27 protein-coding genes are annotated in these 25,730 nt (G+C 40.1%); 12 read left to right on the plus strand and 15 right to left on the minus strand.

The features are described 5' to 3' along the window. Positions 1-109: 109 nt before the first annotated feature. Positions 110-3,463, plus strand: coding sequence for an MHYT domain-containing protein (locus ACMUMJ_RS06675; protein ID WP_414678028.1), 3,354 nt, complete (start codon positions 110-112; stop codon positions 3,461-3,463). Continuing rightward, positions 3,450-4,469, plus strand: coding sequence for an HD domain-containing phosphohydrolase (locus ACMUMJ_RS06680; protein ID WP_414678029.1), 1,020 nt, complete (start codon positions 3,450-3,452; stop codon positions 4,467-4,469). The genes ACMUMJ_RS06675 and ACMUMJ_RS06680 overlap by 14 nt, the downstream gene beginning before the upstream one ends. Positions 4,470-4,534: 65 nt before the next feature. On the opposite strand, the gene ACMUMJ_RS06685 is transcribed toward ACMUMJ_RS06680, so the two are convergent. Continuing rightward, complete coding sequence (locus ACMUMJ_RS06685) at positions 4,535-5,047, minus strand: hypothetical protein (RefSeq protein WP_414678030.1); 513 nt, start codon at positions 5,045-5,047, stop codon at positions 4,535-4,537. 386 nt (positions 5,048-5,433) lie between these two features. Between ACMUMJ_RS06685 and ACMUMJ_RS06690 the strand changes: the two genes are divergently transcribed. The 5 genes from ACMUMJ_RS06690 (at position 5,434) to ACMUMJ_RS06710 (ending at position 10,053) form a co-directional block, all read left to right on the plus strand. Continuing rightward, positions 5,434-6,279 carry an enoyl-CoA hydratase/isomerase family protein gene (locus tag ACMUMJ_RS06690; RefSeq protein WP_414678031.1) on the plus strand — a complete coding sequence of 282 codons (846 nt, stop codon included), beginning with the start codon at positions 5,434-5,436 and terminating at the stop codon, positions 6,277-6,279. 93 nt (positions 6,280-6,372) lie between these two features. Then, positions 6,373-7,179, plus strand: coding sequence for an SDR family NAD(P)-dependent oxidoreductase (locus tag ACMUMJ_RS06695; protein WP_414678032.1), 807 nt, complete (start codon positions 6,373-6,375; stop codon positions 7,177-7,179). A gap of 52 nt (positions 7,180-7,231) precedes the next feature. Further along, positions 7,232-7,840, plus strand: a complete 609-nt coding sequence (locus ACMUMJ_RS06700; RefSeq protein WP_414678033.1) for an NAD(P)H-dependent oxidoreductase — start codon at positions 7,232-7,234, stop codon at positions 7,838-7,840. A gap of 1 nt (position 7,841) precedes the next feature. After that, positions 7,842-9,692, plus strand: a complete 1,851-nt coding sequence (locus tag ACMUMJ_RS06705; protein WP_414678034.1) for a monovalent cation:proton antiporter-2 (CPA2) family protein — start codon at positions 7,842-7,844, stop codon at positions 9,690-9,692. Between the two features lie 121 nt (positions 9,693-9,813). Continuing rightward, a complete protein-coding gene (locus tag ACMUMJ_RS06710) occupies positions 9,814-10,053 on the plus strand; it encodes an HP1242/YdcH family protein (RefSeq protein WP_414678035.1) in 240 nt (79 codons plus the stop codon). Between the two features lie 133 nt (positions 10,054-10,186). Here the strand turns inward: ACMUMJ_RS06710 and ACMUMJ_RS06715 are convergent, their stop codons facing one another. Further along, positions 10,187-11,128, minus strand: a complete 942-nt coding sequence (locus ACMUMJ_RS06715) for a 2OG-Fe(II) oxygenase family protein (protein ID WP_414678036.1) — start codon at positions 11,126-11,128, stop codon at positions 10,187-10,189. Between the two features lie 123 nt (positions 11,129-11,251). Then, the gene (locus ACMUMJ_RS06720; RefSeq protein WP_414678037.1) at positions 11,252-12,145 is read right to left on the minus strand and encodes a LysR family transcriptional regulator; all 894 of its coding nucleotides are present in this window, start codon (positions 12,143-12,145) and stop codon (positions 11,252-11,254) included. A 111-nt stretch (positions 12,146-12,256) separates the two neighbouring features. Here ACMUMJ_RS06720 and ACMUMJ_RS06725 point away from each other — a divergent pair, with 111 nt between their 5' ends. Beyond that, the gene (locus tag ACMUMJ_RS06725; RefSeq protein WP_414678038.1) at positions 12,257-13,246 is read left to right on the plus strand and encodes a zinc-dependent alcohol dehydrogenase family protein; all 990 of its coding nucleotides are present in this window, start codon (positions 12,257-12,259) and stop codon (positions 13,244-13,246) included. Positions 13,247-13,337: 91 nt separating this feature from the next. Next, positions 13,338-14,678 carry an MATE family efflux transporter gene (locus ACMUMJ_RS06730; RefSeq protein ID WP_414678039.1) on the plus strand — a complete coding sequence of 447 codons (1,341 nt, stop codon included), beginning with the start codon at positions 13,338-13,340 and terminating at the stop codon, positions 14,676-14,678. A gap of 233 nt (positions 14,679-14,911) precedes the next feature. On the opposite strand, the gene ACMUMJ_RS06735 is transcribed toward ACMUMJ_RS06730, so the two are convergent. The 3 genes from ACMUMJ_RS06735 to ACMUMJ_RS06745 all read right to left on the minus strand — a co-directional run bounded on the left by ACMUMJ_RS06735 (position 14,912) and on the right by ACMUMJ_RS06745 (position 16,532). Next, on the minus strand, positions 14,912-15,367 hold the full coding sequence (locus tag ACMUMJ_RS06735; RefSeq protein WP_414678040.1) for a GNAT family acetyltransferase: 456 nt from the start codon (positions 15,365-15,367) through the stop codon (positions 14,912-14,914). Positions 15,368-15,432: 65 nt separating this feature from the next. Continuing rightward, positions 15,433-15,996: a DUF6151 family protein gene (locus ACMUMJ_RS06740; protein WP_414678041.1), complete on the minus strand. Its 564-nt coding sequence runs from the start codon at positions 15,994-15,996 to the stop codon at positions 15,433-15,435. Positions 15,997-16,073: 77 nt separating this feature from the next. Further along, entirely contained in the window at positions 16,074-16,532 is a 459-nt protein-coding gene (locus ACMUMJ_RS06745; RefSeq protein ID WP_414678042.1) for a methyltransferase family protein, read from the minus strand. A gap of 220 nt (positions 16,533-16,752) precedes the next feature. On the opposite strand from ACMUMJ_RS06745, the gene ACMUMJ_RS06750 reads away from it, so the two are divergent. After that, a complete protein-coding gene (locus tag ACMUMJ_RS06750; protein ID WP_414678043.1) occupies positions 16,753-17,691 on the plus strand; it encodes an SPFH domain-containing protein in 939 nt (312 codons plus the stop codon). 1 nt (position 17,692) lies between these two features. Next, positions 17,693-18,148 (plus strand): NfeD family protein, encoded by a 456-nt coding sequence (locus tag ACMUMJ_RS06755; RefSeq protein ID WP_414678044.1) that lies wholly within the window; start codon positions 17,693-17,695, stop codon positions 18,146-18,148. Positions 18,149-18,232: 84 nt separating this feature from the next. On the opposite strand, the gene ACMUMJ_RS06760 is transcribed toward ACMUMJ_RS06755, so the two are convergent. The 9 genes from ACMUMJ_RS06760 to ACMUMJ_RS06800 all read right to left on the minus strand — a co-directional run bounded on the left by ACMUMJ_RS06760 (position 18,233) and on the right by ACMUMJ_RS06800 (position 24,109). After that, on the minus strand, positions 18,233-18,985 hold the full coding sequence (locus ACMUMJ_RS06760) for an SDR family oxidoreductase (protein WP_414678045.1): 753 nt from the start codon (positions 18,983-18,985) through the stop codon (positions 18,233-18,235). A 31-nt stretch (positions 18,986-19,016) separates the two neighbouring features. Further along, the gene (gene fos / locus ACMUMJ_RS06765; RefSeq protein ID WP_414678046.1) at positions 19,017-19,415 is read right to left on the minus strand and encodes a fosfomycin resistance glutathione transferase; all 399 of its coding nucleotides are present in this window, start codon (positions 19,413-19,415) and stop codon (positions 19,017-19,019) included. 27 nt (positions 19,416-19,442) lie between these two features. Then, positions 19,443-20,462 (minus strand): alpha/beta hydrolase family protein, encoded by a 1,020-nt coding sequence (locus tag ACMUMJ_RS06770; protein WP_414678047.1) that lies wholly within the window; start codon positions 20,460-20,462, stop codon positions 19,443-19,445. Between the two features lie 52 nt (positions 20,463-20,514). Continuing rightward, entirely contained in the window at positions 20,515-20,727 is a 213-nt protein-coding gene (locus tag ACMUMJ_RS06775; RefSeq protein ID WP_414678048.1) for a DUF711 family protein, read from the minus strand. 416 nt (positions 20,728-21,143) lie between these two features. Further along, positions 21,144-21,551: a GFA family protein gene (locus tag ACMUMJ_RS06780; RefSeq protein ID WP_414678049.1), complete on the minus strand. Its 408-nt coding sequence runs from the start codon at positions 21,549-21,551 to the stop codon at positions 21,144-21,146. A 78-nt stretch (positions 21,552-21,629) separates the two neighbouring features. Next, on the minus strand, positions 21,630-22,088 hold the full coding sequence (locus ACMUMJ_RS06785) for a GNAT family N-acetyltransferase (protein WP_414678050.1): 459 nt from the start codon (positions 22,086-22,088) through the stop codon (positions 21,630-21,632). A gap of 51 nt (positions 22,089-22,139) precedes the next feature. Further along, the gene (locus ACMUMJ_RS06790) at positions 22,140-22,517 is read right to left on the minus strand and encodes a DOPA 4,5-dioxygenase family protein (RefSeq protein ID WP_414678051.1); all 378 of its coding nucleotides are present in this window, start codon (positions 22,515-22,517) and stop codon (positions 22,140-22,142) included. Between the two features lie 226 nt (positions 22,518-22,743). Then, entirely contained in the window at positions 22,744-22,932 is a 189-nt protein-coding gene (locus ACMUMJ_RS06795; RefSeq protein WP_414678052.1) for a DUF6500 family protein, read from the minus strand. A 34-nt stretch (positions 22,933-22,966) separates the two neighbouring features. Continuing rightward, complete coding sequence (locus ACMUMJ_RS06800) at positions 22,967-24,109, minus strand: PQQ-dependent sugar dehydrogenase (protein ID WP_414678053.1); 1,143 nt, start codon at positions 24,107-24,109, stop codon at positions 22,967-22,969. A 299-nt stretch (positions 24,110-24,408) separates the two neighbouring features. On the opposite strand from ACMUMJ_RS06800, the gene ACMUMJ_RS06805 reads away from it, so the two are divergent. Then, positions 24,409-25,635: a ribose-phosphate diphosphokinase gene (locus ACMUMJ_RS06805; protein WP_414678054.1), complete on the plus strand. Its 1,227-nt coding sequence runs from the start codon at positions 24,409-24,411 to the stop codon at positions 25,633-25,635. The last annotated feature ends 95 nt before the right edge of the window (positions 25,636-25,730 follow it).

Raw genomic sequence — 25,730 nt, forward strand, 5'->3', positions numbered from 1 at the left:
AAACGACAGGACGTAATAAGGCAATCAAATATAAGTCATCACTCAAGCGATAATGGTATGGACGACTACCTATAATAAAACGAATAATATATGTGCAAACAGGAGCATAATGATAGACATTTTCACTACGCTTTTCGACATTCCTCATGATGCCAATCAATTTGTCTATGGCAGTCTTGATCCACTTATGGTCGTGATCTCTATTATCATCTCTATTGCTGCCTCTTTTGTTGGCTTCAATGTCGCTCACCTTGCTGAATCCAGCAAATCATTTAAACGTCGTCATTTTCTGTTATTTTCAGGAAGCCTCGCTCTCGGTATTGGCACTTGGTCCATGCATTTCATTGGTATGCTTGCCTTTGACCTTGGTACACACATTCATTACAACGCCTATATCACCATGCTCTCTTTCCTTCCTGCAATGATGGCATCATGGATTACTCTCAATATTTTAATGCAGACAAAGGTTGGTTTTAACACGGTTCTCATCGGTGGCATATTGGTGGGCTCTGGGATTGGCTCAATGCACTATATTGGTATGGCCGGAATGGAAATGATGATGTCGCTGCATTACGACTTTGTTGTATTCTGTATTTCTATCTTTGCTGCAATTACACTGGCAATGCTATCTCTATGGATTCGATGTGAACTGGAACGGTTTAAATATTATCGTTTTACCCATCGTTCAACCATGATCATTACAAGCTGCTTTATGGGAATGGCTATTTCAGCAACCCATTATACAGGCATGTATGCCGCCAGATTTACCATTCCAGAAGGCATGGAACTGGCTCCTCCTGACACCAATGTGTCGTTATTTTTAGGACTTGGAATTGCTGTCGTTACGTCGGTTATTATGGGTTTTGTCAGCATGATGATCATGATGTTCCGGTATCAAGACATCTCTCAAGAAGCTAAGGCGAACGAAAGTTATTTAAAAGCCATTACAGATACTTCAATTGACGGTGTTCTTACCCTCAATGCTGATGGTTTTATTAAGAATACGAATCAAGTCATGAGCTCGTTATTTGGTTGGACAAAAGAAGAGTTCTTAGATAAAAGTATCCATGATTTATTGCCCTCTTATTTGACTCAGAATACGGATGGCTCTCTAAGAGAATCTTTCCTTCTTGAAACATGCTTTACGATTGGTCGAGAACAAGATGTCATTGCCACACACAAAAACGGCAATCAAATACACATACGCCTTGTGATTGGTCACGTTGTCATTCGCAATGAAGGCGTCTACGTTGCGTTTTTCTCTGATATCAGTGAACGCACAAAAATGCAGTCTGAATTACAAGAAAATGAGGAAAAATTCCGCTCTCTTGTGAGTAATATTCCTGGCATTGTCTTTCGCACTAAAGACTCTCGTAACAGCCAAATGCTATTCATTAGCGACGCCGTAAAAAAACTCACTGGGTATGCAGCCCATGAATTCTTATCACCGTCTGCACCTCGCAAATTTATTGACTTACTCCACCCTGATGATGTTTCTATATTCTTACAAAAAACACACGAAGACCTATCTATCTATTTCACTGAGTATCGAATTATCACAAAGGCGAACGAAATCAGATGGCTACTTGAGCACGGTCGGCGTGTCCAAAACATAGGGACTCATAGTCTTTATATTGATGGATTTATTATGGATATATCCGAACGTAAAGTCATGGAACAAGAATTGATATATTCCAAAGAGCAAGCCGAACAAGCCGCCTCTCGATCCGCTTTTTTCGCCAATATGAGCCATGAAATTCGGACACCGATGAACGCGATTATCGGTTTCAGCGATTTTATATTAAACGAAAAAACCACCTTAGAAAAACAGCAAAAGTATCTGAAGACCATTAATAAATCGGCAAAATCTCTTCTGCATTTATTAAATGATGTGCTCGACAGTGCCAAGCTGGATAAGGGTAAAATGGAGTTGGAATTAAAAACCTTCTCACTGATTGAGGAAATTGATACCGTCATTTCAACGCTCTGGTTACAAGCAAAAAATAAGGGGTTAACACTTGATCTAAAACTTGATCATAATCTGGCACCTTATTACTGGGGAGCGCCAGACCGCATTCGACAAGTGCTCACCAATATTATCGGGAATGCGATTAAGTTTACGTCACAAGGCCATGTTAATTTAACGGTCGAAATCGAGCCAAATAATGAGTCTGTTCTTTTTACAATAAAAGACTCAGGAATTGGTATGACAGACAAACAAATTGAACAAATTTTTGACCCTTTTACTCAAGCTGATACTTCAACGACCAGAAAATTTGGTGGTACAGGTTTGGGAACAACGATAAGTAAGCAACTTATCGAACTCATGGGAGGAGATATAACCGTTACCAGTCAACTGGGTGTTGGAACGAAATTCTACTTATCCATCCCTCTCAAGAAGTCAGAAATAGCCCCTCTAACTAAAAAACATGAGACGGTTCAACTGCCTCTTTTAAAGGTATTAGTCGTAGACGATATACAGCAAAACATCGATTTACTGACTCTCTTACTCACTCGCGATGGACATTCTGTTACTACTGCTTTAAACGGTGAATTAGCTCTCATGCAAATGCAAGAGTCTCAACCAGATATTGTTCTTATGGATATCCAAATGCCTATCATGGATGGATTAATGACAGCGAAGAAAAGACGAGCATTAGAAATTGAAAAAAATTTAGAGTACATCCCAATTATCGCGTTAACGGCAGGCGTCTTAGAAAAAGACAGAACCGAAGCCTACGCAGCAGGTATGGATGGATTTAGCCATAAGCCCATCGATTTCTCCTTACTTAATTACGAGATTGCAGACGTACTGGGCATCGAGTATGAAAAAGTGGTTTTACCTTCAATCAAAGTTAGTAAAAGTGATCCGTTAATTAATGAAGAGAAAGGAGTATTGCTATGGGGTACTAAAGAGCGTTATTACGCAGAATTGTTCAACTTTGTCGAAAAGCATTCCCAAGACATTCTTACTATCCACCTTCATACACAAAAAGAAAGTCCCAATTGGTCCAAAGCAGTGCATCTAGCCCATACACTAAGAGGCGTTTCTGGAAATTTGGCACTCTCTCCATTTATGTTGCTTTTTTCTAAACTAGAAACAAATTATAAAGATCAAAATACGGAAGAATTACAGGAAATACACGCTCAATTGATCCATCATCTAAAAAAACTTTCTTCTGCACTCAGTCACCATAAAAAGCAGTTAGAACAGAAGCCTACAGAAAAAAACAACAGTACAGAACAAGCAGACTTACCTGATTTTATCATTACCGTAAATAAGTTATTCGCACTTATCAGCCATAATGAATACAATGAAGAATTATTGAACACATTAATTGAGCTAACACCCGAAACTCAAAAAGAAAACGTTACAACAATTGTAAACGCTCTTAATGATTTCGAATTTAAACTTGCTATCAGTAAACTCCAAGAAATAAAAGAGTATTATGACAAATTCTAAGTTGTTTACCTCTTCAACAATACCGGATGAAGCACCCAAAATAGTAGTGGTTGATGACGAATCCACCAACTTGCGAGTCCTTAAACACATCCTAAGTGATCATTACCGCTTATTCTTTGCCAAAAACGGCCTTGAAGCACTACGTATTGTTGAATCAGAAAAGCCCGATTTGATTTTACTCGATGTGATGATGCCTGATCTTTCTGGTTACGATGTATGCATTCAATTAAAGCAGTCTGATGACACCAAACACATCCCCATTATTTTTATCTCCGCACTCGATGAAGAATCTGATGAAGAGAAAGGCTTTGCACTCGGTGCTGTTGATTACATAACCAAACCTATTGCTCCTGCTATTGTCAAAGCGAGAGTGAAAACACATTTATCGCTGGTCAAAGCCGACGAATTAAAACGCACTCGTTTACAAGTGATTCAACGCTTAGGCAAAGCCTCTGAATACAAAGATAATGAGACGGGTAAACATGTCATTCGCATGAGCTTTTATGCGAAAACATTAGCGCTGCAATATGGTTTATCAGAATTTCAAGCAGACAAAATTTTCAACGCAGCGCCAATGCACGATATTGGAAAAATAGGCATTCCTGACCATATTTTGCTGAAACCAGGAAGGCTCACCGAGGAAGAGTTTGAAGTAATGAAAAAGCATCCTAAAATTGGTGAAGAGATTTTAGGTGAGTCGGATTCAGCGCTCATAGGGTTAGCAAAATCCATAGCAATAAGCCACCATGAAAAATGGGATGGTACGGGTTATCCATACGGTTTAGCGGGCGATGACATTCCATTAGAAGGTCGCATTGTTGCTATTGCCGACGTGTTCGATGCATTAACTACGGTAAGGCCGTACAAGCGAGCTTGGACACTTGAAGAAACAACCGACTACATGTATTCACAAAGCGGTAAACACTTCGACCCTGCGTTAGTAAGATGCACTCCAGAAGTGTTAGACACCTTCATTGAAATAATGAATAAATGGAAAGACGACTAAAGACAAAGCACGATTTAAAAATGGCTATCAGTCAGGTTATATCTAAGACTGCACACTTAAAAAAACTACATATAAAGTCGCACGATACCGGATGCAGCTGACATGTCACCAACGATCCATATTTGATCAAAAGGATGGTCTTCAGGCACTTCTATTAAATGTTGCAATGCAACGATTTGATCCGCTGTCCATGCAGGGTGGGCATTACGTAATATAAGCCAAACCCGTTCGCTCTGATAATGCTTCTGTGCTTTGTTCTGTAAGATTCGGTTAAGTGCACTTAACAATCGGTCATCCACAGAAATGTCTTCTAACGCAGTTAATGCGGCGCGTGTTATCTCTGTTAGCTCCCTTCCTAAAATCATCATGGCTTCCGCCTCACTGCCATATAAATGTGCGATTTCAAGATCCAATCGAGCACCTTCAAACTCACAAGATACATCAGGTCGCATTGGTCGGTTATGCCAAATATGACGAATTTCCTTCCCCGTATCATGTTCATAACAACGCATAAACAGCTTAGCTGCCTCATGCTCTAGACGAATTTTTTCTTCTTCACTTTCAGACAAATTATCCATAACGCCCCCCTTTCGTAAAAACAAAACCATCCTTATTTAAACGCCCTTCAAGAGTCATTAGCTGCTCCAATAAATCCATAACGCTCGTATGCTATTGGTTACACCTCTTCTATGAGGGTAGACAACATGCAGATCAACTGCAATCACCTTATATTCAGCCCACACTAACGAACCATGCTTTGCATCTACCTAGCCGCAACAATAGAGGTTAACGCACCACATTAACGCCCAATTATTAACAAAAAATTAAAACTGATTGATAATAATTAGAGATAATAAAATTATAAGGAATAATTTATTATGCAAAAACTCACTTTAGCTAAGTGTTTTACACAATATATCTATGTGTTTTATCTCGAATCACATTATTACATGAGGAATAAACAATGAAATATGAAGGCTTTCAAACTTTCAGCACTGAGCAAAAAGAAGGAATTTTAACGGTTACCTTTGATTATGGTTCAGTCAATGTACAAGGTCAGGAAATGCTTGCTGATCTTAACAGCCTTGCTATGCGACTAGAGCGTGATCGCAATACTAAAGTGGTTGTTTTCCAATCAGCCAACCCTGAAATTTGGGTCTGTCATTACGATACAGAATTGCTTAAAGACATGTCTGAGGAGGCCGTATCTCGTGAAGAAGTACAGCTGCTTGATCTTCAGTCTGTGTGTGAGAGACTCAGCAAAGTACCTCAGGCAACTATTGCAAAACTTGAAGGCTTTGCTCGTGGTGGTGGCCATGAATTAGCACTTGCATTGGATATGAGATTCGCAGCTCGCGGTAAATATAAGTTTATGCAAATGGAAGTAGGTATGGGGATTTTACCATGCGGAGGCGGTGCATCACGTATGGCTCGTCAAGCAGGTCTAGGTAGAGCGCTTGAAATCATTTTAAGTGCTCGTGACTTTGACGCAGACGAAGCTGAAGCTTATGGCACCATCAATAAAGCTTTAGAGCCTGATGAAATAGGCCCATTCGTAGATAACCTAGCGAAACGAATTTCTCAATTTCCAGCAGAATCAATCAATGCTTGTAAACAAGCCGTATATGAGTCCATTGACAAACCAATTGATGAAGCACTTAAAGCAGAAGCTTACTGGTTATACCAAGCAACAAGCAAAACGCCTGCGATTAAACGCTTTACCGTGGCAGATGAACAAGGTCTTGAACATGATATTGAGAACCAACGTAATTGGAATGAATTAGTAATGAAAGTACAGGAAATTAATTAATCATTATTAACATAAAACCAATACGTTTAATCAATGAGGCATAGTAAGGTTTCTCCTATGTCTCATTACTACTATTAGGTAAAGGTAAGACGAATGAATAAAACGATATTAATAACAGGCTCAACAGATGGCATTGGTTTTGCGACAGCTAAATCATTACTAAAACTAGGGCACACTGTGCTTATTCACGGTCGCAGTACCGATAAATTAGAGTCCGCTAAAAAAGAATTATCAACAGTAGCAGGCCCGGAAAAAATACAAACTTATAAAGCCGATTTGTCTCATTTTAGTGATGTAACAGACCTGGCTTCTAGCATAAAAAAAGATCATAGAAAGCTAGATGCTCTGATCAATAATGCGGGGGTATTTATTGTTCCAGAGACGGTATCAGATGATGGATTAGATATTCGCTTTATGGTCAACACCATTGCGCCTTATTTATTAACTAAGAGTCTTTTACCTTTACTAGGAGACAATGGTCGTGTGGTTAATTTATCTTCCGCTGCACAATCCCCAATTAACCCTAAAGAGTTAACACAGCCTAGTGAGCTATCTGACAATGCCGTTTATGCAAAAAGTAAACTTGCATTAACCATGTGGTCTCGACAAATGGCTCTTTCACTCAATTCACAGGGTCCGATCATTGTCGCAGTGAACCCGCAATCTTTTTTAGGCAGCAAAATGGTTCAAACAGCTTATGGTGTTGCAGGCAGTAATTTGCAAATAGGTGCAGACATACTGGTTAAAGCCGCCGTCTCTGATGAGTTTGCCAAAGCATCAGGACTGTATTTTGATAATGACATTGGCCAATTTGCTCAGCCACATAAAGACGCCACCAATGTCGATAAAACAACACGACTCTGTCATGTCCTGGAAGAAATTCTCAGTCAACACACATAAAAGTTAGCGAAACACTCCATTAGATAGACGACAAAACTAGACGGATAATCCAATGAACAAAGTACTGATTAATTTTGCTCATCCGGCAAAATCTCGTTCAAAAGTAAATAAAGCATTACGCAAAGCAGTTGAGGGGCTCGATGGCATAACCATAAATGATTTATATGCTACCTATCCAGATTTTATGATTGATATTGAACGTGAAAAACAGCTGTGCGAGGATCACGATATCATTATTTTTCAACATCCACTCTACTGGTACTCAACACCCGCCATTATTAAAGAATGGCTTGATTTAGTATTAGAACATGGATGGGCATACGGCTCAGATGGTAAAGCCTTGACCGGAAAAATCCTGTTTCAATCCATATCGGCTGGAGCGGATGCCTCAACATATCGAACAGATGGATACAACGGCTTTAGCCTCAGAGAGCTAACCTCCCCCCTTCAAGCAACAGCTAAATTATGCGGTCTTGTCTGGCTTCCACCCTTTGCTGTCACCGGTGTTCATAGAGGGCTTGAGGTTGAAAAAACACAAAGTCACACGGAAGATTACCGTCGAATAATAATCGCGTTAAGAGACTCCACCATCAATATAGAACACGCGAAGCAACTTGAGCTACTCAACACAGACATTAACCAACTAATAAAAGGTAATTGATATGGAAGCTTTTTTACTGCAATTCTTCATCTTTTTAGCAGCCGCTTCAATATCAGTACCGATTGCCAAAAAACTGGGGTTGGGTTCCGTACTGGGTTACTTAATCGCAGGAATTATCATTGGCCCCTTCGGTGCCGCCTTAATTCACGACGTTGAAGAAATCATGCACTTTACCGAATTTGGTGTCGTCATGATGCTTTTCCTTGTAGGGCTAGAATTAAAGCCTTCTTTACTATGGAAGCTTAAAACGTCCATTTTAGGGTTTGGTGGCTCTCAAGTTGTTATAACCAGCGTCATTATTACAGCAATAGGCGTCGCCTTTTTACCTTGGCAACAGGCTTTGGCTATCGGGCTTATTTTGTCTTTATCCTCTACGGCTATTGTGCTTCAAACCTTACAAGAAAAAGGAAAAATGAAGACAGAAGCAGGTCAATCTGTTTTTGCTGTTTTACTTTTTCAAGACTTAGCAGTCATTCCAATGTTAGCGATTATTCCTTTGTTGGCAACGCTACCACTGTTAGGAAGTGGGCACCATAGCTCAGAGCTCATTGACATCAGCGGTTTACCTAACTATTTGCAAGTCATTGTTACTTTATCTGCAATCGCGTTTGTATTGCTTTTAGGCAAATATGCATGTCGTCCAATCTTTCGAGCAATTGCCCAAACAGGGGTTAGAGAAATATTTGTGGCTGCGGCCCTGTCTCTTGTCATTGGTACTTCCTTGTTAATGATGACTGTTGGCTTATCTCCCGCACTAGGGGCATTCCTCGCTGGCGTTGTACTCGCTGACAGTGAATTTCGCCATGAGTTAGAGAGTGATATAGAGCCCTTTAAAGGATTACTTTTGGGCATATTTTTTATTTCGATTGGAGCAAGCCTCAACTTTTCGCTTATTAGCAACAGCATCACCTTGATATTAGGCTTAACCATTGGGTTAATTGCTGTCAAATGGCTCGTTTTACTTGCTGTAGGATTTGTATTTCGTATCACTAATACAGAACGTTCTCTATTTGCTATCGCTCTTGCTCAAGGAGGTGAATTTGCCTTTGTGTTATTTCAACTGACAAAAAGCAGTGGCGTTTTATCCATCGATATTATTGAACCATTAATTTCTGCTGTCGCAATTTCTATGTTCTTGGCACCTATTATGTTTCTGTTACACGATAATCTAAGCAAAAGCTCAACCAATGTACAAAACGATGCAGAGGAAGATGTTATCAGTAAAAGTGACCACAAAGTAATACTCGCAGGCTTTGGACGCTTAGGCACTGACATTGGTAGGTTCTTACTATCGGCAGGGATAAACCCCGTCATTCTTGACTACGACTCGAAGAACGTAGAAGTGTTAAGAAAGTTAGGTTTTGAAGTGTATTACGGTGATGCTACTCGGCTGGATTTACTTGCATCCGCTGGTGCAGAAAATGCTGAAATACTAATCGTCAGTTTTGGTGATATGACCTCCGCTCAACATTTAATTGAATTGGTCAAAAAACACTACCCTCATCTGAAGATAGTAGTTAATGCTAAAGATAGAGAGTCAACATTCGAATTTATGGATCTAGGAGTTAATAACATCGATCGTGAAACCTTTGGAACGGCTTTAAACATGGGGCAGTCAGCAATGACACAACTCGGCATTGACCCCTATGAAGCCCATAGACTGAAACAAATTTTCCGCAAAAAAGATTTGGAAATGCTGCCAGATTTATACAAAAAACGTTGTGAAGAAGATAACTACATTTCTCTTTATAAAAAGCACCATTCTCACCTCGAAGAATTAATGCAATTAGACAATAACAAAAATCTGACCGCACTTGATAAAGCTTGGACAGCAAAAAATCCTGAACTCTAACCCACAGAAAACAGGTTCAATTAAGGCGTAGTAATTGGCTCACTTTATCGTTGCTAAAGTGAGCCAATTGATAATAGCAGCAACGCATTATGCGTTTAATTAATAAAACTAAGGAGTCAATATGTTAGGTGAAAACCATTCGTTAATTAATGAATTTCCTGAGTATAGAGAAAAGATCACTCAGCTAAACCAATCCAACCCAACATTTACAAAAAACGCTCAACGCTATCATTCCATTGATGAAGAAATTCGGGCATTAGAACTTGATAACGCACCAATAGGTGATGATGCATTACATAAACTCAAGCAAGAACGCGCAGTATTGAAAGATACGTTATATCGCGAATTAATGAAGGTGTAGTCGGTAACTAAACCTTCATTAAAGTGGATAAATAGAAAAAACGCTTTGATTCCCTTATAGGAATCTAAAAAAATAGCAGATCTTATTTTCATAAGTCTGCTATTTTTTCATAAGTTCGACGTAAACAGGTTACTTAAAATGGTGCGATATCATCCTTTTTTCCTACCGGAGCGGTCCAACGCTTGTGTGCATCAATGACAGGACTCTGATTGGTATGTTGCGGTATTTGCATACCCTCTCCATATAACCAAAGCACAATATTAGAGCGCTCTCCACTGGTAATAGGTAATGCGGCATGAGCGACATGACCACGGTGGATCATGGCGGTTCCAGCTTCAAAAGACACGCGCTTTACCTTTCCAGTATTAGGATCATAAAAGTCAATTTCAGACCCCGTAAAGTCTTCACTAGGTAAGTTCATATTAATGTTCATCGTTACGGCTGAAGCATCTGTATGAAGGCGAAGAGAAGTATCCATACCTTCTTGCCACTTTATTGAAAAACCAAACGTTTGGGTATCGTATCCCATGACTTCTGGAAACAATAAGCGCGCAACGGGTCTCATATATTTATCTAGTAGCTGATCGTAAAACTCTTGAAATGCTGGCGCCCCTAGAAAACCTTCAGAACGAGGATCCAGCATCGCCCCATAACGGTTTAGAGAAATACCATAAGGTGGTCTAAGTGGGATTCCTGCATCGACAGCACTCTCTAGATACTCTCTTAGGCTCGCTACACGTTGCGGATCAAAAAATTGTGTTTGGTATACACCTGGAGCAACCTCTTCCCACAAATCACGTACAGCTTGCTCTGTTGTAGGCTCTACCCACGCTTGACTCACCGAATGACGTAACCTGTCATCGATTACTGACTCATCAAGGCTTACAACACTATTTGACGTGTCTTGACCCCATTCTTTCCATGCATCCGCAAGCAAGCTTCGGTTCTTAATCCAAAACGACTGAGCTGATGGTGATCGGGCAAGCATTTCTTTTCGAGAAGGTAACACTAACTGACGAGCGCGCTGTAACGAATTACCAGACTCCTGATTCTTAAACGTATCTAATTTTGACATTTTGTTCTCTCCTAACTACAGCAGGTTACCGAACACTGCTTTATTAAGAGCACAATTTATTACACCAATTTTTATAAATAAACACCAAAAATAAAAACACAGAATTAATTTTATATTAATAATTTATTTTTCCCAATACGGTACATCACCATAATATTTGATAAAAAAATCGATAAACGCTCTTACTTTCGGAGCAAGTAATCTAGAACTGGGGTACACGGCCCATATATCAGCATCCGATACTAAAGGGTAATCCTTTAAAATCTCCACTAGCTTGCCCTCTTCCAACGCCTTATAGGCACACCAAATTGAAGAAATGGTTATACCCACACCGTCAATACAAGCGTCTCTAGTAGACTCACCATTATCAATCCTAACCTCTCCTTTTGCTTTAATTTTTAAGATGCCTTCTGGTGTTTGAAAATCCCAGTGATCAATACCAATCAAATTAATGCAGTTATGCTTTCGTAGGTCTTGGGGAGCGTTAGGTTCACCAAATGCTTTAAGATAATTAGGAGAAGCACAAATAATGCGTTTATCTCGTGCAAGTTTTCGAGCAACAAGGCTAGAATCATTCAATGATGCATTTCTAATCGCAATATCAAATCCACCTTCAACCATGTCAACTATGCTATCACTTTGTCTAAGATCAATTTTAAGCTGTGGATGCTCTTTTATAAATCGCTTTAATGCAGGCACAATGTGCATTCTTCCAAAAGAAGAAGGAGCGGTTACTCGAATAGTACCTTGAGGAGTAAAACTCCCAACACCGATGGCGGCTTTTGCACTATTTACTGCATTTAGCACTTCTTCAGCGTGAGGTAGAAACTCATGCCCTTCCTCTGTTAGTGACACACGCCGAGTAGTTCGGTGGATCAACTTCACCCCTAAAGACTCTTCTAATTTATTAATATGCATACTGGCGACAGGGGGTGATAACCCAAGCTCGCTTCCCGCCAAACTAATATTATGAGTTGCCGCTACACGAACGAATAGTTTTAAGTGTTCATTGTTCATTTTAAACACCAATTATTAACAAAAATTTAAAACTGATTATAGCTTTGAGTTTATTATCAAACATAGTCTTTGTAAATATACTTCCATCATCAACTTAAAAAGGTATTTATTATGAAAGCAATGATAGTTAACCAGTTCGGTGGAAGTGATGTTTTTACAGTCGCTGAAATTAAGAAACCTGAAGTAAAAGCAGGGCATGTTGTAGTGAAAATAGCCGCAACAAGTGTCAATACGGTAGATACAATGATACGAGAAATGGGAGAAGATTTAGCACCTCTCTCTCCTGCCTTACCTGGAATACTGGGTATGGACTTTGCTGGTACCATTGATGAGATTGGCGAAGGTGTTACTGAGTTTGCAGTAGGCGACGAAGTGTATGGCTGTGCGGGCGGTTTAGCTGATTTACAAGGTACGTTAGCCCAATACATGTTAGCGGATGTTAAGCTTATCGCACACAAACCTAAAACGCTTTCAATGCGTGAAGCGGCTGCAATCCCATTAGTTGGTATTACCGCCTATGAAGGATTGGTACGTGCTAACGCGAAAAAAGGCAATAAAGTACTTGTTCACGGTGGCGCTGGTGGTGTTGGCCATATTGCAGTACAGCTTGCTAACTATTTTGGCTGTGACGTTTTTGCCACTGGCAGTGGTGTAAGTCAAGCAAATCTAATTGAGCAATTAGGCGGAACAGCCATTAATTATAAAACAGAAACCGTTGAAGATTATGTTCAAAAACACACCCAAGGCACAGGATTTGATGTCGTTTATGATTCGATTGGAGGCTCCAACCTACTTAACTCATTTAATGCAGCCGCACTCAATGCGCAGATAGCCACGACCGTTTCTATGGCGGAAATAGATCTAACTGTCGCTCATTTTAAAGGACTGTCTTTACATGTAGTATTTATGTTGATCCCTATGCTGCATAATTATAAGCGCGAGCAACATGGTAAAATTTTATCTACGTTAACAAACATTGTAGATGAAGGACACCTAACGCCTATCGTAGATAACCGAGAATTTAATTTAGAGGATGTGGGTAAAGCACATGATCACCTGACAAGTGGCCAAGCAATTGGAAAAGTAGTCGTTTCTATTTAATTCTATGCCCACTGACTATTATCTAGAGCCTAAATTAGGCTCTAGATTTCCCCTGTAATACTCAGTTAAATCCCTTTACTTCAGGTTGCTCATGACGTTCATCACGCTCCCTCATTTCAAAACCTTATATCAACAAACAATGCCCATGTTGATAGGTTTGTTTTCAATAATGGGAGGTCAACTCATCGACAGCGCTTTCATTGGTCAATTAGGTGAAGAGCCATTGGCTATTGTAGGCGTTTCAATCCCAATATTTCAATTAATTATCGGTATCCAAGTCGGTATAGGCATTGCTGCAACCTCCTGTATATCTACTGCTATTGGCGAACAAAAGCTCACTTTTGCAAAAAACTTAAGCGCCATAATTTTAGTACTCGGCAGTCTGCTTGTTGCTTTGTTATGCACCGTTTTATGGCTTTTTAAAGGGGCCATTTTATACGCTATTTTTGAAGAGGCGTCCTTACTCGACCTGCTACGAAGTTATTGGTTTCCTTGGTTGCTCAGCTGTTGGATGGGAGCCGTTCTGTATTTTGGTTATAGTATTTGCCGTTCATTTGGGCAAACTCTGATCGCGGGGAAAGTAATGATCATTACAAGTGTAATAAACATAGCGCTTGACCCCATTTTTATCTTTACCCTCAAACTGGGATTAGCTGGCGCGGCTTGGGCAACATGCATAGCTTATATAATAGGCTTACTGATCATTTTCAAATACATTCAAGAAAAAAACTACGTTGCTTTTCCAAACAGCCTCTCTATTGTGAAAAAAGGAACTCATTTAATTAGCCGATTTACGACTCCTGCTCTACTAAGCCAATTCCTTCCTCCCATTTCAGCTATCTTGGTGACATCAATCGTCGTTTCATATGGAAACGCAGCCATAGGGGCATGGGGACTAGCAAATAGAATAGAATACATTCTTATTATCCTGATATTAGCGATCACGATGGCGCTTCCTCCTATGATAGGGAAATTAAAAGGAAGCAATAACTACATAGAAATAGAACAAATCACAAAAACAGCGATTATATTTATTATAATGGTTCAAAGTGTCTTAGCTGTCATAACAATCATTGCATCTCCATCCTTTACAAGCTTATTAACAACGGAAGCCCAAATTAAAAACATACTAATTCAGTACCTTTTTTTAATTCCCATTAGCTACGGTGCTTTAGGTATTTGTATGATCAGTGTTTCTGCCTGTAACGCTATCGGAGAACCAACCTCTGCGCTGGCAATTTCTATTTTAAGATTGTTAGCGTGTTACTTGCCTTTAGTTTGGATAGGTTCTGAAATTTATGGATTAGAGGGCATATTTATTGGCGCTTCGATTGGAAACTTTATTTCAGGTATTGTTGGTTGGAAACTCTTTATAAGAAAATTTAATCAACTTCGTTACAATAGTAATTCAGAAAAACAGTACTCATACTAATAGGAACATACATCCTCTAAAGGCCTAGGGAAGGCTGACCGTCTCGTCGATTGAATAGCCAATGACACGATAAAATGCCTGTACCTTATCGTTACCGGAACGCACTTGTAAATTAGTTTTAGGGCAGCCCTTTAAGGAAGGTGCGAATAAGTCCTCTTGTCTCAGCATGTGGATAAAAGCCGGCTATTCGAGGCGAGTATCGAATGTGAATAGCTGGCCTATTTTCGAGATACTCAACAAAGAATACGGGCTTTTAGACCATGCCCTGCGGGTCTTTCAGAGAAAACGCCATATTTCGTTACGACTCTTTGAAAGGTATTAACATTCCCGCAGAATCGTGCCTTATTTGACGGTTTCTCTGAAAGACTGAGTCTTAGTAGACTTATTCGCACCTTCCTTAACTTAATAAGCCATTCAACTTCTTCCATTATCTGCCTACCATAAGATCGTTTTTGTGCATCAGGTTTAACTGCAAGATAATTGATCCAGCCCCTATGGCCTTCGTAGCCCCCCATAACGGTTGCAACCAATTCTCCTTGATCGATTCCCACTAAAAATAAATCAGGATCAACGCTCAATTTTCGGTCTATATCTTTGTTCGGGTTATTTTGAGGTTTCACAAGACCACACTCTTCCCAAAGAGCAACAACACCCAATCGATCTTTTTCAGTAAACACCCGAATTTTCATTACGTACTCTCTGTCTATTAATATGGTCTTGCGATTGCATTTTGTTGTTAATCTATCACTCTGAATCAAACTCGATGTGGTTTTACAATCGGTTTACCCAACGCATCATAAAAAAGATTGGGGGCTCCCCATCCCATAATTTTCCAGGCAAGTATTTTTCGTATCATACGAAAGACAACTCGTTTTTCTGACAATTGACCCCGCAGGTCACTAGGTAATGGCGTGCCTAATTGTTTGACAAAAACATTGCCCAGAGGGACTCCTATTATTTCATCAATGTTCTGATTTTTCGCGATAAAAGATTGCAAGATGCCAACCATAGGCACCTTTGAGTTTACCGTATTGCCAATAGGCGTATTACAGCAACCGGCGTACCAACGGCATACCCCTTTATCGGTTAATTTTAAGGACTTAATGTGTTCAACACCTTCCTCAATCGACAAAAAAGAGGGCGCTATTTGAAAAACATCGCTGCCACCATGCGTATTTAATACATCGGAATGCAAATAATTCGCAAACTTTTGACAACTGCCACAATAACATACAAGGCGATTACCACTTGATGGAGCAATTCCATGCACCTTGCCTTTCACCGCCTTACACTGGCACTGTAGGATTAAATCGTTCACATCTTACTCTCTTTTAGGCGCTAATTTAGCCGATTAAACAGGCGTTTTCAGATCTACTTCTGATCTAATAAGTGCGATTATAGCCAACGTCTCACTCTGGCTTTATATCGTTCAAAGTCGTTCCCAAATATCTCACCTAATGCGGTTTCTTCAGGCATGATATACAGACGATTTGCCATAAAAATAAACAGAGGAATAAACACAACGTTTAACAGATTTTCTGACACTATAAAAAAAGAAGTAACAAACAATAAAAAACCCACGTACATTGGGTTTCTTGAAAGCGAAAAAACCCCAACCGTAACCAACGAAGACGTCAATTCCGGTGTAGCTGGATTCACTGTCGTGTTTGCCTTTTTAAACGAGTACCCTGCCACTAAAATAACAACCGCCCCTAATAGGAATACACCTACAGATAACCCTTCCTTTTTTGGTATTTCAACGAAATAACTCAGCCCAATAATATTAAAAACAGTCATTTTAATTCCAAATAAAATGACTAAAGTAATAGGAAACTTCATCATGGTTGTTAGCACTTTACTACTCCTTAATTTTACGTTCTCGAACATTTTTAATGTGAACACATGTTAAATTTATATACAATCAAAGCCGAGATAAAGTTTAACCGTGCATTACATGGCAGTTACTTTGATCAAATATTGGTTTAGATCAAATCAATATTTCAAATGAAAACCACGACCCAATTGCAGCTTAAATCCAAGCAATACGTGATTGGCTCTTTCGCAGGACAGAAAAATGGAACCTATACTAAGTTTACTTATCACTTGGCAGACCGCGTTATTTATTTTTATCATTTTAGTGCTCAAATCATCTATTAAGTTTGTTCCTCAAAACAGTGCTTGGGTGGTAGAGCGTTTTGGGAAATTCCACTCTACTAAAGAGGCAGGGATTAACTTCATCCTACCTTTTATTGATAAAGTGTCAGCTAATCGCTCACTAAAAGAGCAAGCCTTTGACGTTCCAAGCCAAGCCGCTATTACTAAAGACAACATATCGTTAACTGTCGATGGCGTGCTGTATTTTCGAGTACTTGACCCTTATAAAGCGACCTACGGTGTGGAAGATTATGTGTTTGCCGTAACACAACTGGCTCAAACCACCATGCGTTCAGAAATTGGCAAAATTGATTTGGATAAAACGTTTGAAGAACGAGACACGCTAAACATTCAAATTGTTGCTGCAATCAATGAAGCCGCTGACTCTTGGGGTGTTGCAGTATTACGTTACGAAATAAAAGACATTGTTCCACCTAATTCCATTATGAATGCCATGGAATCTCAAATGAAAGCCGAGCGAGAGCGTCGTGCCAAAATTTTAGAATCCGAAGGGGAAAGACAAGCAGCTATTAATATTGCAGAAGGTGAAAAACAATCGCGAGTGTTGGCCGCGGAAGCAGAAAGGCAAGAACAAGTTCTGCAAGCAAAAGGGGAAGCAGAAGCCATCACAGCGATTGCAGCGGCACAAGCAAAAGCCTTGAAAGTTGTCGGAGAATCCGCGTCCACAGAAGAAGGTCAAAAGGCAGTACAACTTGATTTGGCAACCAAGGCCATTGCTGCAAAACAGGCTATAGCAAAAGAATCTAGCATTGTATTACTCCCTGATAATGCCACTGATGCCAGTTCCATCGTTGCTCAAGCGACGGCTATTATTAATTCATTAAACACAGCAAATTAAGATGATTGATTTAATCTCAGACTTCATTCCTCACAGTATGATTGCCATGGGAATCGTACTGCTCACGATAGAGATACTCGTTTTAGGTTTTTCTACCTTTGTGTTATTTTTCTTAGGAGTATCACTCATACTTACAGGCAGTCTTATGTTTGCAGGTGTGCTACCCATTACCCTCAGTAACATTCTTTTATCAAATGCACTCATCTCTTTCTTATTGGCTATCGCTTTGTGGAAGCCTCTCAAAAAGATGCAGAACCATACAGATACTACGCCAGTAAAAAGCGATTTTACTGGGCTTCAGTTTATGATTACTGAAGAAATTTCTGATATGTCTGCACCTGTTTATAAATATTCAGGTATTACTTGGAAGCTGATGAGTGAACAAAAAATTCCAGCAAATTCTAAAGTGGAAGTCGTAAAAGCAGAAGTGGGTGTGTTTTGGGTAAAACCTTTCTAGTCTCCTTTTTTAATTGATAAAAATAAGGCAAAAAAAACGCCGCTCCTAATAAAAAGAACGGCGTTTTTTACTGATTTGGAGTAATTACAAACCACCGGAGGTATCTATAAATGTGCCGGTAACAAAGGAGGATTTTTCAGACGCTAGCCACAGTATGGATTCCGCCACGTCTCTTGCTTCCCCTCCTCTTTGCATAGGGATTTTTGTCTTTAATCGGTCCACTCGTGCGGCTTCACCACCGGATGCATGCATCTCAGTATAAATCAAACCTGGCCTCACTCCGTTGACGCGAATGCCCTCTGCCGCAACTTCCATAGCGAGACCTTTTGTCATGGTATCCATTGCGCCTTTGGAGGCGGCATAGTCCACATACTCATTTGGTGAACCTGTTTGGGCAGCCCGAGAGGACACGTTCACAATCGCACCACCCAGACCACCGTGTTTCACAGACATGCGCTTAACCGCTTCCTTTGAACATAAAAAACAGCTCATGACATTTACTCGAAAAATATCGCCAAAGCGTTCTTCACTGATGTCTTCAAAACGGGATTGCGTTTTTAGAATGCCAGCATTATTTACTAATACAGAAACACAACCAAGTTCTCTATCCACTGTTTCAAAAAGGCGCTCTACATCTTTTGATACAGACACATCGGCTTTTACGGCGATACATTGCACACCTTGTTGCAATATAGCCTCTTTCACCGACTCAGCGGCATCACTATTGGAAAGATAATTAATACAAACCGCATAGCCATCCTCAGCAAAAAGTTTCGCCGTTTCCGCTCCAATACCACGGCTTGCTCCAGTAATAATAACAACTTTTTCACTTTTCATAGCGTGCTACTTTTGATTCATGGGTCATCGTTTATAACCATTCTAAGCCATTATAAGGATCTTGTTTCAGGCTTTGTAGACGCTCGTTTAACGAACCTGTATGGATTTCAAGCTTATGCCCATCTGGGTCTAATATGTACATAGAATGGCCTTGACTACGGTTTTCTTTCCATTCAATGATTCCCTTGTACCTTAATTTCTCTACATAGTTATCAAAAGCTTCATTACTGATGCTAAACGCAATATGAGTATAATCCTCTTTTCCACAAGGCTTATCAAGCGACAAACATAGCCATAATGAGCCAATAGATAGATACGCACCTGAGTCCCACTTAACCTCTCCTTTAAATCCCAATACTCCACAATAGAAATCCATAGACGTGTTCAAATTACTTACTGCCAATGTAATATGATTCAACCCAGTAATCATACAGTTACCTCTTACTTCCAGTAGAAATCACTTCTCTAAGTTAACCGTTTGATTAAGCCAATCCAATACCGTTGATAAAAACTCTGGTGACAGCGCCTCTTCTTCTAACCACAACATGGCTAGCCAGTTCATAAAGCCAAACTGCTGAGTGTCAAACGTAGCGGATTTTAATAGGCCGTGATTCGCACCTTGAATCAATTTTGTGGTAATGATTTGGCGATTATTAGAGTGGTTTAAATGGTACTTTGTATTCTCACTCCAAAGCGAAAATTCCATTTTTGCGTCCACATTTAAATCATCTTCACCCCATAAGAACAACGCGGGTTTAGAAAGCTTTTTGTAATCATCGGTTGAATCAGACCTCATATTCTTCACCACGAATGCAAAACGATCTTCAGGCATGCCACCGTCTCCAACACGTTCTTGATAAGACTCATAGGCAGGGGAAGACAATAAAAAATCAATTTCATTTTGATAGGTTATTAAAGCCGTTTGTTTTTGCTCTTCACTTGCTCCCGACTCAGATAAACGAATATTCGTATAATAACGACCTTGATCAATCCAATTCGTTGCAAACCCAACACCTATAATAAAGCCAACTTTATCAGATGCATTCGCGACCGCTGGAACCACCCAACCAGCCTGACTAAAGCCAATAAGACCCGTCTGATGAGCAGTAAACCCATATGTTTTTTGCACAAACTCCACCGCACTGAGAGTTTCTTGTTGGCGATCCAACATAGATTGATTTAACCAATTACCTGATGAGTCACCCACTCCCATTTTGTCCCAACTCAATACAGCGTAGCCATGCTCTCTTAAGCGATTCCATACTAACGGGTAATACCCTTCGGCATCATAAGGCAATGCACTGTCTCCATGGACAAACAACAATACGCCTTTTGCAGTTCCTTCGTTAAGGTTTTCAAGATAATGACCTGATAAGGTATTTTCTCCATTCTTAAAACGTATTTCCTCTGCATATGTGTTGTGAAAAACAGCGCAGAAAACCAATAAAAATACACAACTCTGTTTCAATATACGCATGTCACTCCCCCCCTACTATCAGATAATTGATAGGGCCTTCATTGAAATAAACTTAAGGCACAGCAAGTACAGCACCATTGCACAAGTCATCGCTTTCAAACGCCGTTAAGTCGCCCGCATTTAAACCCGGAACAGGAAAGGCTCGCACGGTTAACGGTTTATTCAAGCGAAATGCCATCGTACCCGTGTCTCTCATTATCGCGGACATCTTCTCGATCGAAGTGCTGCCCGGTATTGGCACCGTATCTAATCCAATACCGCACACCGAGCTATCGATAAATTAGCCGTATTTAAATACTCACCAAAGGGGTTGGTTACTATTCTAATAGACGAAACGAGGTACCTTCGGAGGAAAACGAGCAGCTAATGTGTTACAAAAAGTAGACGCTTTTGCAATCTCTTCTTGCCATTTTGTGGTGTCATGCTCTAAGGATAAAAATGTGGTAGTGGTTCTTACTTTACACAGTAATTGATCTTGTTGGTTCATTAAAGCATGTATTCGACACTTACAAATCATCACTAAAACGGCCTTCGTATAACGCTAAAATCTGTATCATGCCATCACGGTATTGCTGATACACCTTGGGATCAGATACATTTAACCCAACCAATCTTTCAAACATGCGACAATCCTTAGAGCTAGCTTTTCAATTATTAACAAAGTTAAACAAAACCAATCATCTAAAGTTGTTTATCAAATACCTTAACTTTATCAGGTATTTGAAACCAATCTTGTTTCTCGCTGACCCAAATATGAACGCTTGGCTGTATCAAGCTGGTATCTGATAAGTTAGACGGCTTCAACTTGATGTTCTCTGGTTCAGTAGGGTTAAAGTGGTAAATGCGATTGCCACAGGTCGGGCAAAATGTCGCGGCGCTAATATTACCGCTGTCAGCCACCCGGCTCCATTCTTTCATTTCTCCCTCAAATACAACAGCATCGGCATCAACCATCGCGGTTAAGCTAAAGGCACTCGTTGAAAGCTTCTGACACTCTTTACAATGACAAGCGACAACTAATTTTGGCTCAGATAAAAGCGTATATGTCACACCACCACACTGGCAAGAACCGCTGACTGGATAGGTCATTTTATTCTCCTTTTTTGACTAAATTAATGTAACTGATTCACAAGATCTACACCACAGAATTTAAACCACATTGAAGCCCTAAAGCACGCGTTCCATAAACACACTGTTAGGGTCAAGCGTGTAATCCGAAAAAGGGCCACAATAAGTAAATCCGTATTTCTCGTACAACTTACGAGCCGGTATAAAAAACGCCATCGAACCCGTTTCCAAACTCAATTTTTTATAACCTCTCTCTTTTGCAATACTCAAAACATGAGTCAATAATTGTGAGGCCACGCCTTTATTCCGTGCGGCTTCACTGGTTCTCATCGATTTCACTTCCGCATGGTTACAATCAAGCTCTTTAAGCGCCACACAGCCTATCACCTCACCGCCTTCATTCGCAGACCAAAACGATATCGACGGCTGTTTTAAAGACTCAGGATCAAGCGCATGCACGCTCTCCGCAGGGGACGTGGCATACATGTCTTTTAAATGCGCTTCTAATAACGGCAATACTGCGCCACTTTCTAAGTGATCAAGGGAAATAGTAAGCATGATTACGTCTCCTTCTTCAGGTATTGATGTCCATCAATTGTTTATTCAACATTAATCTATCGTCACAGACTCTGACGATTTACGGAACATTTCAAGCTTCAATTCATAAGATCGCCCTAACCAGCTCGCTCCTTGTGTATGATCAAGGTAGTCGTCCCCAGTTACTGGGTGTAAAAACACATCCGTGTTGCCTCGGTTAAGAATAAGCCAAGGAATAAAGTCACCGAAGGTCACCGCAGCAAAGGACAATTGGCAACTCCATGTTGGATGCGGCCCAACTGGTCGTTGGTGAAATCGTCCAATACTGATCGGAAAATCCGCTTGTGCGGCACTCGCCACCTTCATCGCCGCCTCCATACTCGCTTCATCATGGAAATAAAGATGGGCATGATACGCTTTTATGCTTTCAGTGCTGGTAGACAACATCATTGGTTTTCCTTGTGCGCTTTTGATACGTTAAAACATTCAATGATACACCAGCCAAAAACGCAAGCATTCATGGAATTCCGCCTTACAGCTCCTTATTTTTTTCTATTTTCATATAAAAAAACGTCCCATAAGATCGCTCTTAAAAAAGTGTTATTTCAAAGGTATGTTTCTTTTTCTTTTGCCATGTTCTTACTGTTACAAAAGCTTAGACACATCTGAGCTGAGACTATACACTGGCGTTGACCATGTCTCTAATAATCGTAGCCTTCACAAAATGGTCTAATGTATGCGTTTGAATCCACCATGTGGCAACTTCCATTAATAATTCAGGCTGGTCATTTTTGTTCGCAAAAAAAGCATAAAAAGACACGCCGACATTGTCACCTTTTGTGGCTATTTTTTTGGTCACAAACACCGATGATTTTCGCTCTTAATTCCTCTCTCATTTTTTATTTTCCCGTAGTTCGTGACACTTTTAATAGCTTGCCAGAGTCCGTCCCGATATACAGTATGCCTGTTGAATCCTGAGCAATACTGCGTAGCCTTTCTTCCAATTTTTCTAAATAACGCCTTTCTGTTGTTTTACCATTACGATCAATCGTCACTCGATTTAAATGACGTCGTGCCAAAGCAGTCGATAAAAAATCTCCGTTCCAATCAGGGAATAAATCACCACGATATCGAATTAAGCTGCTGGGTGCGATGGAGGGAATAAATACCTTCATAGGGCTTTCTATGCCTTCTTTTTCTTGTCCTTCGCCGACACTAATTGGTGCCCAATATTCCTTACCATGGGAGACAATGGGCCAACCATAATTTGCACCTGCGCGAATTAAATTGATTTCGTCCCCACCTCTTGGACCATGCTCATTCGACCAAAGCGTGCGTGTTTCTAAGTCGTAAAATACGCCTTGAGGATTACGATGTCCATAACTCCATATTTCATCCTTGATACGATGGTCATTAACAAAAGGATTGTCGACAGGTACACTGCCATCCAGATTTAATCGAATTATACTGCCTGCATGGTTCATCAAATTCTGAGAGTTTTTTCTAGTGCCTCTTTCTCCTACCGAGAAAAACACATGATTTTCATCATCAAAAGCAATACGCCCACCATAATGTTTGCTTGTTGAACTTGCTGAATCCGTAACCAAAAGGTCTTGCCATTGATTTAAATCATTCCCCGACAACGTTGCTCTCGCTAATGTCGTCGCTGAGCCTTGATGTGTTGGCTTAGCATATAAAAAATACAACCAAGTATCCTCTTTAAAATGAGGCGATGCCGCCACATCCAATAATCCACCTTGCCCTCTTGCATCCACTTCTGGAAGATTACTTAAAACGTGTTGCGTTCCATCGCGTAAATTGACTTTATAAGCTTGTCCCTTTTTAAGAGTGACGATGGCCTCCTTATCATTAAGTAAACTAATGCCCCATAGAATCCCATTAAATTGAGTCACTTGGTCTAATTTCATCATCTCATTGTCAGTAGGCCTTTCAAGTCGACCCTCTAATACACTATTTGATTCACTAAAAGAATGCGTACTTATAGTCATCAAAGCCGCTAAAAACAATAACCTCTTTTTCATAACGTGTCGCTCCTAATCGTTATATAGTGGATACGTAAAAATATTAGCTATATAGAGCACTAATAGCACTCAACTTAAAACATTAATATCGATTACTATTTACTGAAAAAAGTGATTCATGTTAGCCCAAGAAAAAAACACACCAATCTCTTTTCTCTTTGTATCTATCATTATCATTTACAGAAAAACTTGAAGCCCTGCGACATAAAAGTGCCATTTATTAGAATTGGCTCTATCGAAATGCACCCACACGTATTAAAATCAGCGCAAATTCCCTATCCCTTAGTTAAGGATCTTGCATGCCTCTGTCGACCGGTCAGCCAACTAATGTCGTAGTTGTTAGTAACTCTTCTGATAATCCATTTGCTATTGATATTGCTTATGCAATGGGCCAACACGATGACATCGCTGATTTGATCAGTATGAAACAATTCATGAATTCTGAATTTTGCCCTCGGTTTATTTCTGATGAGGCCGATTTTGATAACATTGGGCGCAAACTTAAAGGCAAATCAGTCATTATTGTCAGTACTGGCAGCCACGTAAAAAGCCGTCAAGAGCTGGCGATGACAAACCTGATTATTGCCCGTGCAGCCAAAGAAAATGGCGCTGAGCGAGTTATTCTAGTTGAACCCGATTTATTCTACAGCGCACAAGATCGCGGCCCACATCAAGGTTTAGGGGAAACCAGTTTTGAACGTGATGTGAACGACGTTAAAAAATTCGATGGTCAGCCCTTTACCGCCAAGCTTTATGCTCAGTTATTAAAGCTTTCCGGTGTGGATACTGTGATGACCATTCACAACCATTCCGACTCCGTTCAAAAAATGTTTGCTGACGTGTTTGAAGGGGATTTCCACAACTTAATCCCTTATGAGATTTACGGACACTATTTATTAAACTCAGACATTTTACACTATGGCGAAGATGGCGAAGGGTTAGTACTTTGCGCTCCAGATAAGGGAGCACGTGATTTTGTCCAAGAAATGTTTAATCGACTTGGCCTAAGTAAAGCCAAATTTATTATGCTAGACAAAGAGCGCACGGCTGAACGTAATGTTGAAGTCACGCTACATAAAGAAAGCGAGCACACATTCGACGGTTTAGACGGTGCCAGCATCATCTTATTCGACGACATGGTCCGTACTGGCTCTACGGTTGTAAAAGCTTGTAAGTTCTTACAACAAATCAACCCACAGCGCATGGTTTTTGCCGTATCGCATTTTTATGCCAGTGATGAAGGCCGTGAACGTATGGCCCACCCGGCTATTGGCGAGATCTTAACGCTAAACACATTGCCGACTATTTTGAATCGTGATGAACAAGGTCGATTACGTAAAAAAATGGTCGTGTTAAAGGTCGAAAAATGGCTTGCTCAAGAGTTATGCACGATTCTTGATTTTCCACAAAGCCAAGAAGAAAATCCGTATAAAATTGATATGTCGTCTAAAAACCCTCGTTTTAAACGTAAAATTTGGTATAGCGAAGAGTTACACGAACTGAAACAGCAACAATCTAATAAATAACGTCGATAATTAAGTATGGCCTATTATTAATAAATGGTTGTTGTGCTTATGCAAATCGCACCTTTAGGCCGACAAATTTACCTCTTTAATCCAAT

Source organism: Marinomonas phycocola (assembly GCF_047525455.1).
In the GTDB taxonomy this organism is placed as follows: Bacteria; Pseudomonadota; Gammaproteobacteria; order Pseudomonadales; family Marinomonadaceae; genus Marinomonas.

Excerpts from the sequence above, each read along its gene's own strand:
- ACMUMJ_RS06695 (WP_414678032.1), top strand. The coding sequence starts at position 6,373 with ATGAATAAAACGATATTAATAACAGGCTCAACAGATGGCATTGGTTTT.
- ACMUMJ_RS06755 (WP_414678044.1), top strand. The coding sequence starts at position 17,693 with ATGATTGATTTAATCTCAGACTTCATTCCTCACAGTATGATTGCCATG.
- ACMUMJ_RS06770 (WP_414678047.1), bottom strand. The coding sequence starts at position 20,462 with ATGCGTATATTGAAACAGAGTTGTGTATTTTTATTGGTTTTCTGCGCT.
- ACMUMJ_RS06705 (WP_414678034.1), top strand. The coding sequence starts at position 7,842 with ATGGAAGCTTTTTTACTGCAATTCTTCATCTTTTTAGCAGCCGCTTCA.
- ACMUMJ_RS06700 (WP_414678033.1), top strand. The coding sequence starts at position 7,232 with ATGAACAAAGTACTGATTAATTTTGCTCATCCGGCAAAATCTCGTTCA.
- ACMUMJ_RS06760 (WP_414678045.1), bottom strand. The coding sequence starts at position 18,985 with ATGAAAAGTGAAAAAGTTGTTATTATTACTGGAGCAAGCCGTGGTATT.
- ACMUMJ_RS06685 (WP_414678030.1), bottom strand. The coding sequence starts at position 5,047 with ATGGATAATTTGTCTGAAAGTGAAGAAGAAAAAATTCGTCTAGAGCAT.
- ACMUMJ_RS06680 (WP_414678029.1), top strand. The coding sequence starts at position 3,450 with ATGACAAATTCTAAGTTGTTTACCTCTTCAACAATACCGGATGAAGCA.
- ACMUMJ_RS06675 (WP_414678028.1), top strand. The coding sequence starts at position 110 with ATGATAGACATTTTCACTACGCTTTTCGACATTCCTCATGATGCCAAT.
- ACMUMJ_RS06690 (WP_414678031.1), top strand. The coding sequence starts at position 5,434 with ATGAAATATGAAGGCTTTCAAACTTTCAGCACTGAGCAAAAAGAAGGA.
- ACMUMJ_RS06750 (WP_414678043.1), top strand. The coding sequence starts at position 16,753 with ATGGAACCTATACTAAGTTTACTTATCACTTGGCAGACCGCGTTATTT.
- ACMUMJ_RS06710 (WP_414678035.1), top strand. The coding sequence starts at position 9,814 with ATGTTAGGTGAAAACCATTCGTTAATTAATGAATTTCCTGAGTATAGA.
- fos (WP_414678046.1), bottom strand. The coding sequence starts at position 19,415 with ATGATTACTGGGTTGAATCATATTACATTGGCAGTAAGTAATTTGAAC.
- ACMUMJ_RS06800 (WP_414678053.1), bottom strand. The coding sequence starts at position 24,109 with ATGAAAAAGAGGTTATTGTTTTTAGCGGCTTTGATGACTATAAGTACG.
- ACMUMJ_RS06805 (WP_414678054.1), top strand. The coding sequence starts at position 24,409 with ATGCCTCTGTCGACCGGTCAGCCAACTAATGTCGTAGTTGTTAGTAAC.
- ACMUMJ_RS06730 (WP_414678039.1), top strand. The coding sequence starts at position 13,338 with ATGACGTTCATCACGCTCCCTCATTTCAAAACCTTATATCAACAAACA.
- ACMUMJ_RS06785 (WP_414678050.1), bottom strand. The coding sequence starts at position 22,088 with ATGCTTACTATTTCCCTTGATCACTTAGAAAGTGGCGCAGTATTGCCG.
- ACMUMJ_RS06715 (WP_414678036.1), bottom strand. The coding sequence starts at position 11,128 with ATGTCAAAATTAGATACGTTTAAGAATCAGGAGTCTGGTAATTCGTTA.
- ACMUMJ_RS06735 (WP_414678040.1), bottom strand. The coding sequence starts at position 15,367 with ATGAAAATTCGGGTGTTTACTGAAAAAGATCGATTGGGTGTTGTTGCT.
- ACMUMJ_RS06725 (WP_414678038.1), top strand. The coding sequence starts at position 12,257 with ATGAAAGCAATGATAGTTAACCAGTTCGGTGGAAGTGATGTTTTTACA.
- ACMUMJ_RS06720 (WP_414678037.1), bottom strand. The coding sequence starts at position 12,145 with ATGAACAATGAACACTTAAAACTATTCGTTCGTGTAGCGGCAACTCAT.
- ACMUMJ_RS06790 (WP_414678051.1), bottom strand. The coding sequence starts at position 22,517 with ATGATGTTGTCTACCAGCACTGAAAGCATAAAAGCGTATCATGCCCAT.
- ACMUMJ_RS06780 (WP_414678049.1), bottom strand. The coding sequence starts at position 21,551 with ATGACCTATCCAGTCAGCGGTTCTTGCCAGTGTGGTGGTGTGACATAT.